Annotated in this window: 3 protein-coding genes, 3 tRNA genes and 1 pseudogene; all 7 read left to right on the forward strand. The window is 65.2% G+C overall.

Features of this window, described 5'->3' with window-relative positions; all coding sequences use genetic code 11:
- Positions 1-145 precede the first annotated feature (145 nt).
- The 7 genes and pseudogenes from HR9077_RS20900 to nadA all read left to right on the forward strand — a co-directional run bounded on the left by HR9077_RS20900 (position 146) and on the right by nadA (position 13,195).
- Positions 146-10,360, forward strand: a complete 10,215-nt coding sequence (locus HR9077_RS20900; protein WP_136069222.1) for a two-partner secretion domain-containing protein — start codon at positions 146-148, stop codon at positions 10,358-10,360.
- A gap of 394 nt (positions 10,361-10,754) precedes the next feature.
- Positions 10,755-10,973: pseudogene (locus HR9077_RS22530) on the forward strand (PoNe immunity protein domain-containing protein); the annotation flags it as partial.
- A 106-nt stretch (positions 10,974-11,079) separates the two neighbouring features.
- Positions 11,080-11,427: a PoNe immunity protein domain-containing protein gene (locus HR9077_RS20910; RefSeq protein WP_244613396.1), complete on the forward strand. Its 348-nt coding sequence runs from the start codon at positions 11,080-11,082 to the stop codon at positions 11,425-11,427.
- 226 nt (positions 11,428-11,653) lie between these two features.
- Positions 11,654-11,729: transfer RNA gene (locus HR9077_RS20915), tRNA-Lys, on the forward strand.
- A 19-nt stretch (positions 11,730-11,748) separates the two neighbouring features.
- Positions 11,749-11,824 (forward strand) — tRNA-Lys (locus HR9077_RS20920).
- Between the two features lie 35 nt (positions 11,825-11,859).
- Positions 11,860-11,935: transfer RNA gene (locus tag HR9077_RS20925), tRNA-Lys, on the forward strand.
- Between the two features lie 231 nt (positions 11,936-12,166).
- The gene (gene nadA, locus HR9077_RS20930; RefSeq protein ID WP_136069225.1) at positions 12,167-13,195 is read left to right on the forward strand and encodes a quinolinate synthase NadA; all 1,029 of its coding nucleotides are present in this window, start codon (positions 12,167-12,169) and stop codon (positions 13,193-13,195) included.
- The last annotated feature ends 105 nt before the right edge of the window (positions 13,196-13,300 follow it).

Genomic DNA, 13,300 nt, shown 5'->3' on the forward strand with positions numbered 1-13,300 from the left:
AAAAACGTCTTTTTCGGTAGGCCATAACCGATAAGCTATCCCTTTGATACCGCCTTAACGCCCGCCAGAGGCGCGTGGCATAAACCGGTTCTCCGTCCAGGCGGGGTCCGGTGTAACGACAAGATAATAAACGCAGGGTTAGCTCATGAATCGTCATTTTCCATGGCGTCGCCACGTTGTCGCCATATTGGTCAACTGCCTATTCTGGCAGCCGGTGGTGGTGTTTGCCGGCGGTGTCCGGGTTGACCCCAATGGCGGTAATACCCGCCTCGATGCGGCGGGTAACGGCGTGCCGGTGGTCGACATCGCCACTCCCAACGCCAAGGGGCTTTCCCACAATACCTTCCGCGACTACAACGTCGACGAACGCGGGCTGATCCTCAACAACGCTACCGAAAAACTGCAATCGACCCAGCTTGGTGGGCTGATCGTCGGCAACCCGAACTTGCGTGACCAGGCGGCCAAGTTGATCATCAACGAGGTCAACGGCGGGCGCTCGAGTCGGCTTGCCGGCTATACCGAAGTGGCTGGACGTCAGGCCAACGTCGTGGTCGCCAATCCCTACGGTATCACTTGCGACGGTTGCGGCTTCATCAATAGCCCCCGAGTCACCCTGACCACGGGAAAACCCATCATTGAGTCGGGCGAGCTCGACCACTTCGCCGTCGAGCAGGGACAAGTCGCCATCGAGGGACTGGGGCTCGATGCCACCCAGGTCGACCGTTTCGACATCCTCACCCGCGCCGCCACGCTCAACGCCGAGATTCATGCCAGGCGCCTGAACCTCATCACCGGCGCCAACGATGTCGACGCCGATAACCTCGCCACCACGCCGCGCGCTGGCCGTGGAGAGGTGCCGGCACTGGCCATCGACTCGTCCGCCCTGGGAGGCATGTACGCCGACCGTATTTCCCTGGTCGGCACCGAGGCCGGGGTGGGCGTGCGCCTGGCCGGCGACATGGCCACCAATGCCGGCGACCTGCGCATCGACGTCGACGGCCACCTGCGTATGGCCGACGCTGCGAGCCGCCGCCGCATCGCCATCGATGCTGCCAGCACCACGCTCGCTGGCGAAACGTACGCCGCTGAGGGCATCGACTCGCGAAGTCGTGACAACCTGACCCTCACTGGCACCCTCACCAGCGGTGATGACATCGTCCTGGCCGCCGGGCGCGCTATCACCAACGGCGGCACACTGAGTGCCGGAGTCACCGACGACGGGCAACGCCGTGACGGTCGCCTGACGCTGGCTGCCCAGCGGCTCGACAATCACGGAAAGATCGATGCCACGACCCGTATCGAGGCCGACCTCGACATTCTCGACAATACCGGCGACTTGCTCGCCGATGAACTGGCCCTCACCACCCACGAATCGCTGACCAACGCCGGAACCATGCAGGGGCGTAACGTCAGCGTCGATGCCGGCAACCGGCTTGCCAATACCGGCACCCTGCAAGGCGACCGACTCACCGTCAGTGTCGCGACGCTCGCCAACCAAGGCGCCGGCGCCCGACTGGCTGCCAACGACTCGTTGCACCTCGACGCCGAAACGATCGCCAATCACGGGGGCACGCTCCTGTTCGGCAACGGTCAGGACGCATGGCTCGAGGCACGGGTGCTCGATAACGAGGGAGGAACCCTGCGCGTCGACGATGGCAGTTTGCGAGGGCATGTCGCCGCACTGAGCAATCGCGACGGGACACTGGTAGCGGACACTCTGGCCCTCGACGTCGGCGCCCTTGCCAACGATGACGGCCTGCTCAGTGCCGACCGCGCCCTGGCGCTCGCCGTCGACGACGCGCTGAGCAACCGCGGCGGCCAGGTGCAGGTCACCCGGGGCGACCTGCAACTCGGCGCCGGCAGCCTCGACAACACCGGCGGCGTGCTGCTGGGCGAGAACCTCGGACTGAGCATCGACGGCGCCCTCGGCAACCGCGCCGGGCAGCTGCTCGGCGAGGGCCTGACGCTTGATGCCGCCAGCCTCGACAACGGCGACGAAGGCCTGATCGCCGCCGGCGCTGGCGGGCTCGACGCCACCTTCGCCGACACCCTCGGCAACGCCGGGGGCCAGATTCAGGCCGAGGGCGACATCGCCCTCAGTGCCGGACATCTCGACAACCAGCACGGGACGATCCTCGGCGAGGGCCTGACGCTGCGCGCCGCGCACCTCGACAACGGCGACGGCGAAATCAGCGGTAGCGACCTCACTTTCGTGGGAGCGAGCCTTGCCAACGAGGCCGGCCGTCTGATCGCGCGGCAGGGCACGTTGCATGCCTTGATGACCGGCGAACTCGACAACCGCTCCGGGCAACTCGCCGGCGAGACGCTGACCCTCGATGCCGGCACGCTGGCCAACGATGCCGGCCTGCTCAGCGCCGACCGCGTCCTGGCGCTCGCCGTCGACGACGAACTGAGCAACCGCGGCGGCCAGGTGCAGGTCACCCGGGGCGACCTGCAACTCGGCGCCGGCAGCCTCGACAATGCCGGTGGCGTGCTGCTGGGCGAGAACCTCGCCCTGACTGTCGAGGGCGCCCTCGGCAACCGCGCCGGGCAGCTGCTCGGCGAGTCCCTCACGCTTGATGCCGCCAGCCTCGACAACGGCGACGAAGGACTGATCGCCGCCGGCGCTGGCGGCCTCGACGCCACCTTCGCCGACACCCTCGGCAACGTTGGGGGCCAGATCCAGGCCGAGGGCGACATCGCCCTCACTGCCGGGCATTTAGACAACCAGCACGGGACGATCCTCGGCGAGGGCTTGACGCTGCGGGCCGCGCACCTCGACAACGGCGACGGCGAAATCAGCGGTAGCGACCTCACTTTCGTGGGAGCGAGCCTCGCCAACGATGACGGCCTGCTCAGTGCCGACCGCGCCCTGGCGCTCACCGTCGGCGACGAACTGAGCAATCGCGGCGGCCAGGTGCAGGTCACCCGGGGCGACCTGCAACTCGGCGCCGGCAGCCTCGACAACACCGGCGGCGTGCTGCTGGGCGAGAACCTCGGACTGAGTATCGACGGCGCCCTCGGCAACCGCGCCGGGCAGCTGCTCGGCGAGGCCCTCACGCTTGATGCCGCCAGCCTCGACAACGGCGACGAAGGCCTGATCGCCGCCGGCGTCGGCGGTCTCGACGCCATCGTCACCGACACCCTCGGCAACGCCGGGGGCCAGATCCAGGCCGAGGGCGACATCGCCCTCAGTGCCGGACATCTCGACAACCAGCACGGGACGATCCTCGGCGAGGGCCTGACGCTGCGCGCCGCGCACCTCGATAACGGCGACGGCGAGATCAGCGGCAGCGACCTCACCGTCGCGGGGACGAGCCTTGCCAACGAGGCCGGCCGCCTGATCGCGCGGCAGGGCACGTTGCACGCGACGATGACCGGCGAACTCGACAACCGCGCGGGGCAACTCGCCGGCGAGACGCTGACCCTCGATGCCGGCATCCTCGCCAACGATGCCGGCCTGCTCAGCGCCGATCGCGCCCTGGCGCTCACCGTCGGTGGCGAACTGAGCAATCGCGGCGGCCAGGTGCAGGTCACCCGGGGCGACCTGCAACTCGGCGCCGGCAGCCTCGACAACACCGGCGGCGTGCTGCTGGGCGAGAACCTCGCGCTGAGCATCGACGGCGCCCTCGGCAACCGCGCCGGGCAGTTGCTCGGTGACAGTCTCGGCATCATCGCCGGTTCCCTCGACAACGGCGACGAAGGCCTGATCGCCGCCGGCGTCGGCGGGCTCGACGCTACCTTCGCCGACACCCTCGGCAACGCCGGGGGGCAGATCCAGGCCGAGGGCGACATCGCCCTCAGTGCCGGGCATCTCGACAACCAGCACGGTACGATCCTCGGCGAGGGCTTGACGCTGCGGGCCGCACGGCTCGACAACAGGCGTGGCGCGCTACTCGGCGAGGCCGGTGGCCTTGTCGCGACCCTGAACGCCACGAGTGGCACGGCCCTTGATAACCGCGACGGTCTCATCGACGTCCAGGGTAGCGATCTGCAACTGACCGCCAAAGGCGGCGCGCTTAACAACCGCGGCGGCACGCTGAGTGCCGGGCGTCTGGGTGTCGATGCAAAGTCCCTCGACAACGGGGGCGCCGGTCAGGTGCTCGCCGGCACGGGCGGGCTGATCCTCGAGGCCGCCAGCCTTGCCAACCAGGGTGGTCTGCTCAGTGCCGTCGGTGGTGTCCTGCGTGCGGCGTTCACCGCACTCGACAACCGTGGCGGCACCCTGCAGGGCGACGCCGTCAGCGCTACCGGTGCCACCCTCGACAATCGCGACGACGGCCTGATCGCCGCGCTGGACGGCGATACCAGCCTGTGGCTCGATCAGCGTCTCGACAACCGCCATGGTCGCATCCTCGCCCAGGATGCGCTGCTCATCGACCCACCGACGATCGACAATCGAGGGGGGCAGCTCGCCGGTCAGCAAGTCGATCTCGAGGCCGGCATCCTCCGTAACGCCGCCGGGCTGATCGAGGCGACCGGCGCTCTGCGTATCGACGCCAATACCCTGGACAACGTGGACGGCGATCTGCGCGCCCTGGGCGGTGACCGCTCGTCCATAGCCGTCGCCGGCATCCTCGACAACACCCGCGGCCGCATCGCCCTGGCCAGCGATGCCGTCACTCTCGGCGCCGCCACCCTGCGCAACATCAAGGGTAGCCTCACCCACGCCGGTGACGGCCGCGCCGACCTCGACGTCGGCACCTGGCAGGGCAGCCAGGGCCGGCTACGTGGCGCAGGTTTGGGCGTGATCAGTGCCCACAGCATCGACGGCGTCGGCGATTGGCAGTTCAATCGGGGGCTCGACCTGACCCTTGATGAGCGTCTTACGCTCGGTGCCGATGAGCGTCTCGCCAGCGCCGGCACGCTGGCGCTCGACCTCACCGGTCTCGACAACCGCGGCACGATCGCCGCCAATCGCGCTCTGACGCTCGACCTTGGCGGCGATATCACCAACCGCGGACGGATCTCGACTCAGGGCAATCTCGACGTGCGGGGCCGCAACCTGACCCAGCATGACGGTCAACTGGCCAGCGGTGGCACTTCCACCTACCGCCTGGGGGGTACGCTCGACAACCTCGGCCGGTTGACCGCCATCGGAAACCTGGATCTCCAGGCCGGTGCCATCATCAACCGCGGCACCCTCGGCAGCCAGAACGACCTGCGTTTGGTCAGCGGCGGCATCATCGACAACCTGGCCGACACCCTGCTGTTCGCCGGCGGCAACCTGACGTTACGCGGGATAAAGCTGCTTAATCGCTATGGTGACATCTATAGTCGTGGGGACCTGGATTTTGCGCGCAACGACAACGGCGTCATGGCCAACCAGTTGGAAAACCGCTCGGGCACGATCGAGGCCGAGGGCGATATCACGCTGCGCGCTAAGGACTTTGTCAATACCAAGGACCGCTACGCCGATCATTTGGAGTTGGCCGATCGTAGCCTTGCAGGCAGCAGGTATTCGGTCAGAAAAAGCCATAAGGAGATGCAAGGTGGTGGCGGTAAGGGCGAGACCTCTGTCACTTGGGAATGGGTAAGTGATGGCACGACGATCTATTACGACTACGACCTGACCGAGAAACGCCGCACGGTGATCACGGCGGACTCGCCGCAGGCGCACCTTGTCGCCGGCGGTGACCTGCACCTGTTTACCGACGACCTGCTGAACTCCAACAGTGTGCTGGCGGCCAATGGCGATATCGATATCCGCACCCAAACCCTGCGCAATCTCGGTGCTGGCGAGGAGACCGTCAGCCAGACCAGACAATATCGCTCCGATACGGGAGATTATGAAAATTCAAGCAGGGTTCGCTACTACCTGAGTGAAAGCGAACTGAATGCAATGACAGCTCCGGAAATAGCCGACTGGAACGCCCAGGGGGGCGTCGACGCTCAGGATCAGTTGCTGCCCGTCCCCGAGTTTCTTGCCAACAGCAATGCCCAGCTCATCAGCACAGTGACTACTCACACCCCGTTGGCGGGTAGCGAGAAGGCGGTCATCAGTGCGGGTGGGCGGGTTGCCATCCACGCCAGCGAGCGCATCGACAACGGCGAATTGCAGGAACACCAGCGCCGCCAACTGAACGGCCAACTGGGTGAAGCCGACACCATGGGTCTTCTGGATACGCTCACGGTCACCCTCGACCGTCAGGCAGGCGAGGTGACGCCGACGAGCCGTCGCGACGCCGCTGCTCCCGAGCGTAACGCAGTGAATAGGCGCAATACGCTCGAGCCCACCGGGCGCCAGGCGACGGCACTCGATGCGCGGGGCGACTACCGACAGTCCTCCTCTTCCTCCGAGCGTAACGCAGTGAGTAGGCGCGACACGCTCGAACCCGCCGGGGGCCAGGCGACGGCACTCGATGCGCGGGGCGACTATCGACGCATAGCGCCGACTCAGCAGTCCTCCTTCCGGTTGCCGCAGGGGCGCTACGGAATGTTCGTGCGTGCAACCTCGCCCCAAAGCCATTACCTGATCGAGACCAACCCCGAATTCACCCAGGTCGATGAAGTCCGGGGCTCCGACTACCTGCTCGACAAGCTCGGCTATAGCGACGACAGCGCCTACCAGTTACTCGGCGATGGCCGCTACGAGTCGCGCCTGGTCCGCGATGCCGTGCTGGCCAATACCGGCCAGCGCTACCTCGATGGTGAGAACGACGATGCGGCTCAGTTCCGCGACCTGATGGACAACGCCGTAGCCTCGCGGCAGGCGCTCGACCTGGAGGTGGGCGTGGGCCTGACCGCCGACCAGACGGCCGCGCTGACGCATGACATCGTGTGGCTGGAGAACCAGGTCGTCGATGGCCGGAACGTGCTCGTACCGGTGCTCTACCTGGCCCAGGTCGACGAGCGCGACGTGCGCGGCAACAGCCTGATTCGAGGCCGTGATATCGAACTGATCGCCGGAAGCGATCTCACCAACGTAGGCACCATCAGTGCCAGCGATAATCTCAGCGCGACGAGCCGGGGCTCGATCCTGCAAGGCGGACTGGTCGAAGCGGGTGAGCGCCTGGAACTGACCGCACGGGATTCACTGCGTAACGCCATGGCTGGCGAGATTCGCGGTGGCCAGGTCAGCCTGAACGCCATCAAGGGCGATATCGTCAACGACCGCCTGGCTGCCACCGTCGGCGATGCCCGGACCCATGCCACCTATCTCGATGCCGGTGCCACCATCGAAGCCCGCGACACGCTCGCGCTGAGCGCCGGTCGCGATCTCGTCAACCGCGCACAGGTCAGTAGCGGCGGCGATGCCACCTTCACCGCTGCCCGCGATCTCATCAACGACGCCGTCGAGGACCGCCAGCGCCAGGCGCGCCACGCGCAAATCACAACGGCCACCGACAGTCAGCGGGCATTGGGGGCCTCGATCCAGGTCGGCGGCAACGCCAGCGTCGCTGTTGGTCGCGATGTCGCCTTCACCGGCAGCATGCTCGGCAGCGACGGGGATCTCGACATACAGGCCGGGCGCGACATACGCATCGCTGCAGCTGAGGAGCGCAGTCAGACCTGGCTGAGCCGCAACGGGCGTTTTTTCAATACCGCCTACCGCGACGAGAGCGTGACCCAGCAGGGGAGTGAACTCAGCGCCGGTGGCAATACCAAACTCGCCGCCGGGCGCGACCTGCGTCTCGTCGCCAGCGACGTCACCAGTGGCGGCGATCTGAGCGTCGACGCACAGCGCGACATCCACCTCGAGGCCGCCGTCGATCGGCAGACGCACACCGAGAAGGTGCGTCGCAAGACTACCACGACCGAGACGCTCACCCAGCAGGGCAGCCGGCTCAGCGCCGGCGGCGATCTGGCCATTGCCGCGGACGGCGACACCACCCTGGTCGCCAGCCATGCCAGCGCCGGTGACAGCCTCGCTATCGATACCGGCGGCGACCTGTCGCTGCTTGCCGCGGCGAATGAATCGGCCTACGAGAAGAAAGGCCATAACATGCAGCGCATCGTCCGGCACGTGCGCCAGCAAGGCAGTTCGCTCGATGCCGGCGACGATCTCTCGGCCAGCGCCGGCAACGACATCAACCTGGTTGCCAGCCAGGCGCGGGCCGATGACGCCGCCTACCTGTTCGCCGGTCGCGACGTCAACCTGCTGGCCGCTAGCGATCAGGACTATTCCCTCTACGAAAAGGAAAAGGACGGTGGCCTGTTCGGCAGCAGCAGCTATCGCCGCGACGAGGTCGACGACCGTCGCGCCGTCGGTAGCCAGATCGTCGGCGGCGACGGCCTCAGCGTGTTCAGCGGCGGCGACCAGACCTACCAGGGCGCGCGCCTCGAGTCGGGCGGCGATCTTGCCCTGACCAGCCTGGGCAGCATCGACTTCGCCACCGCCAGCGACCTGCACAGCGAGTCCCACGAGAAGAGCAGCGGCAACTTCGCCTGGCAGTCCTCCAAGGGCGAGGGCCGTACCGACGAGACGCTGCGCCAGAGCGAACTGATCGCCCGGGGCGAGACGCTCATCCGGGCGGCCAACGGCCTGAACATCGACGTTAGCCACATCGACCAGCAGACGGTCAGCCAGACCATCGACGCCATGGTCGCCGCCGATCCCGACCTCGCCTGGCTCAAGGACATGGAAGATCGCGGCGACGTCGACTGGCACCAGGTCAAGGCGATTCATGACAGTTGGGATTACAGCCAATCCGGCCTTGGTGCCGGCGCCGCGCTGGCGATCAGCATAGCCGCCGTCGCCATCGTCGGCCCGGCAGCCGCCGGCATGGTGGGTACGACTACAACGACCGCGGGTGCCATGGCTGCCGCTGCGGTCGGTGCTGGTGCAGCCTCCCTGGCCGCCACCGGCGCGGTCAGCCTGATCAACAACCGTGGCGACCTGGGCGCCACGTTCGACGACACGCTCTCCTCCGAGAGTCTGAAAGGTGCGCTGATCGCCGCCGCCTCGGCGGGTGCCGCGCAAGGGCTGGACACCGTCTGGGGCGGTACCACCGACATCGCCAACGGCCAGACCACCGGCTTCGACCTGAGCGACTGGAGCGACACCGGGCGCTTTGTCGGCCAGCGCGCCTCGCAGGCCGTGGTCGATGCCGGGCTGCAGACGGCCATCGCCGGCGGCGAGTTCGACGAGCATCTGCGGCAGACCCTGCAAGGGGCGGCCAGCACCGTGCTGGAAGCCACCCTGTTCAACCAGGTCGGCGACCTGGGCGCGCGCTACCCCGAGCTTCTGGCCGACGGCGAGGGCGGCAAGATCGCCCTTCACGCCCTGGCCGGCGGGCTGGCGGCGGAAGCCACCGGCGGCGACTTCAGAACCGGCGCGGCGGCGGCCGGCGCCAACGAAGCGCTGGTCAAGCAACTGGATACGCTGGTCGACCGTGACCCACAACTGCTGGTTGCCGCCTCGAAACTCACCGGGCTGATGGCGGCCGGGCTGGTGGATGGCGACGTGGCGCAGGGTGCGGAGATTGCGGGCAACGCGACGACGTATAACTACCTGTCGCATTGGCAGGAGGCCAAGAAGGACGAGGAACTCGCAGGCTGCAAAGACAAGACAACCTGTAAGATAGGTACCACTGTCAAATGGGCCATGGTGGATGCCCAGCAAGAGGCGGGGCTGCTTGTCGGCTCGGCGGGTGGCATCGCGCTTTCTGCCAAGGAAGCGGCGGAAGGCGTCTATGCCCTGGTCACCGACTTCCCCGAGGTCATGGACGGCCTGAAACAGCTGGCCACCTCGCCCGAGTTTCGCCAACAGTTCGGGGAAAACTACCTGAACGATCTGCAAGTACGTGCCGACCGTCTGGCCGAAGCTTACGAAACCGCCGGCTGGGATGGCTCCATTACGGCCGGTGTCGAGGGAGGGCGCTTCGCGGCGGAGCTTGTCGGTGTGTTGACAGCGGTCAAGGGCGGGGCACAGCTGATTGCCAAGCTGCCATCGTCAGCGGGTAAGCTGGTCGAGGCTGCTAGGCCTTCTCCCGGAAGTGATTCTTTGGGCAGTTTGGGCAGCCAAGCTACAAAGGGGAGAGCGATTGCTGAATATGGCCCTTTGCATAAGGGGCCGCTACCGGCTGGCATCGCAAATACATTCCGTAGTGGAACATACCGTGAGGTCGTGACTACTGAGGCAACAACGCTTTACCGTGTTATGGGCGACAAAGGTAAGACTGCTGGCGGGTATTGGACTCAGACTAAGCCGGCAGGGCCTCTTCAATCTGTTATTGATAGTGCTCTTGATCAAAATTGGGGGAATACAGCAACACGGGTAGTCGAAATGGATGTCCCCGTTGGAACGCGGATATTTGAAGGGGTGGCGGCTCCCCAGCGTGGCTTGGTTGGCGGTGGCAATCAGGTGTATTTCGATCGAGTTATTAATCCTTTAGACCCAAGTTGGATAAAACAATGAGTGACTGTAACTGGGAGGAAATTCACGCGTTTCAGTCGTTGGGTGAGTACCAACGCTTTGTGTGCTGGCTCGAAGCTCAGCGACGTGAGGGCTTATGCGAAGAGTTATGCCCAAAAAATCAACCTGCTGAAGAATGGGATGATCGATGGTTTAGGTGCAAATCGTCTGGTGCAGTATGGAAATTGTCTTGTCCTGATCCAGGGTACTTCTCGGGAACATGGTTGCCCGTGGGATAGCCTGATGTCGGTCGAACAGAAACTTGGGTGGTTGCGACACGGCCGGATGGTGCCACGGAAGTGCAAGTGTTGGATGCCAGCGGTAAGCCTAAAGCGGTCGATACATCGAAAGTTTTGAGTGCATTAAAAGTTGAGGGTGGGGCATGATTAGAGCGCCAATGGGGGATGAGGCTTTCTGGAATCGATGGGTGTCTTTTGATGAAAAGACCATTGATGAGAAAGAAACAGAACTAAAGAAGGTGCCCGAGAACGTTGAGTACGAACCTCAGTTTGTATGGGGTTTGGCTAAAAATTACTACCTAGAGTTTATTCTGCGTCGCTACTCTCGTGGCGATGATATCCGCGAACTGGGTCAGCATTTTCCCAGTCTGCTCGATGCCTGGGAGTTATCGAACAGGCTGGCCTATGAACTGAACGCCCAGCTGGAGCCGGGGCAGAAGTGGGATCATCGGCACGCGTTCTCTGGCCCACGATTGACCGAGGATGATCGCGGCCATCGATGCGCCCCCGGAACAACAGGCGGAAATGTTGCGCGACTTCGTCGAGCACTGGTATCCCGAGCTGAAACGCAAGGGGAACGAAGAGCTGTGGTGGTACATCTTCGGTGATCCCGAGAAGCATCCGCTGGAGATGGGCAGCTACTTCGGGCGTTGGTGCCTGGAGGCGGTGGCGGCGGTCAAGGCCTTCGGCCTGGACGATACGCTGTGCCTGGGGCATGACCACTACCCCGGCGACCTGCTGCGGCCGGACGGCCCCAGCACGCACCCAGCGAGAGCCGAGACGAAGACAAAAGCGCAGAAAGGCTGGTTGTCGCGAGTGTTCAAGAGGTGAGTGGTGTCGTTGCTTCGTCAATCGCGCCTGTAGCGGGTATCAGGCGAACGTTGCAGGTGGTGCCGCGCCTTGCTGGAAGGCCTTCGGCCACTTGCGTGATCAGAAGGCGCCAAACGCGCGATGCGCAAGCCAAAGGGCTCGCCGCGCTCGCGTTAGGCGCTGATTCGTCGACAAAAAGGTGTTGCCAGAAAAAGGCGCTGCCGGTAATATGTGCGCCCTGTCGGGAGGGTCGTTAGCTCAGTTGGTAGAGCAGTTGGCTTTTAACCAATTGGTCGTAGGTTCGAATCCTACACGACCCACCATCTCGACGGACCCGGCGGCGGGTCGTTAGCTCAGTTGGTAGAGCAGTTGGCTTTTAACCAATTGGTCGTAGGTTCGAATCCTACACGACCCACCACTCCGCCGAACGTCGCTCTCGCGAGGGCGCGTTGCGGGTCGTTAGCTCAGTTGGTAGAGCAGTTGGCTTTTAACCAATTGGTCGTAGGTTCGAATCCTACACGACCCACCAGATTGCGATTCGACGCCCTCGTAGCCCTGCTGCGGGGGCGTTTTGCTGTGTCGGGCCGCCGGAAACCTGGCGGTCGCGAGATTGTCCAAGGCAGTACGAGGTAACGCCGGGCTGGGCAGCGCGCAAGGTGCGCAGTACCATGCTCGTCAGGTGCGCCGCGATCGAAGCGATCGATCGCCGGCGCTTCGAGTCACGCAGGGGGAGCCCCTGCCTGTCACAGTGGTAGACACGATGACAATCATGACTTCCCGCGCCCTGGTGCAAGAGCACCTGGCTCGCGCCTATTGCCCGACGCGGATCCCCGCCGAGGACGAGGCGCGCATCGACGAGATCAAACGCCTGCTCGAAGCCCGCAATGCGGTGCTCGTCGCCCACTACTACACCGACGACGCGATCCAGCAGCTGGCCGAGGAGACCGGCGGCTGCGTGGCGGATTCGCTGGAGATGGCGCGCTTCGGCGCCCGTCACGAGGCCTCGACGCTGGTCGTCGCCGGGGTGCGCTTCATGGGCGAGACGGCGAAGATCCTGTCGCCCGAGAAGCGCGTGCTGATGCCCACCCTCGAGGCCACCTGCTCGCTGGACATCGGCTGCCCGGCCGACGAATTCGCGGCGTTCTGCGACCAGCACCCGGACCGCACGGTGGTGGTCTATGCCAACACCTCGGCGGCGGTCAAGGCGCGCGCCGACTGGGTGGTGACCTCGTCGATTGCCGTCGACGTGATCGAGCACCTGCAGGCCAGGGGCGAGAAGATCCTGTGGGCCCCCGACAAGCACCTGGGCGGCTACATCCAGCAGAAGACCGGCGCCGACATGCTGCTGTGGGACGGCGCCTGCATCGTCCACGACGAGTTCAAGGCCAAGGGCATCAACGACCTCAAGGCGCTCTACCCGGACGCCGCGGTGCTGGTGCATCCGGAGTCGCCGTCGCCGGTGGTCGAGATCGCCGACGTGGTGGGCTCCACCTCGCAGCTGATCAACGCCGCCCGCGAATTGCCCCATCAGCGGCTGATCGTCGCCACCGACCGCGGCATCTTCTTCAAGATGCAGCAGGCGGTGCCCGGCAAGACGCTGTTCGAGGCGCCCACCGCCGGCAACGGCGCGACCTGCAAGAGTTGCGCGCACTGCCCGTGGATGGCGATGAACGCGCTGGACAACCTGGCCGGCGCGCTGCGCGACTACAGCGGCGAGGTATTCGTCGACGACGCGCTGCGCCTTGAGGCGCTCAAGCCGCTGGAGCGGATGCTCAACTTTCAGCGTTAGAGCGACGGGCTACGAGCCACGAGCGGCGGGCTACGAGCTAGAATGCTGCCGAAGCCCGAAGCCCGAAGCCCGAAGCCCGAAGCCCGAAGCCCGAAGCCCGAAGCC

Origin of the sequence: Modicisalibacter radicis (assembly GCF_900961225.1) — a bacterium.
In the GTDB taxonomy this organism is placed as follows: Bacteria; Pseudomonadota; Gammaproteobacteria; order Pseudomonadales; family Halomonadaceae; genus Modicisalibacter.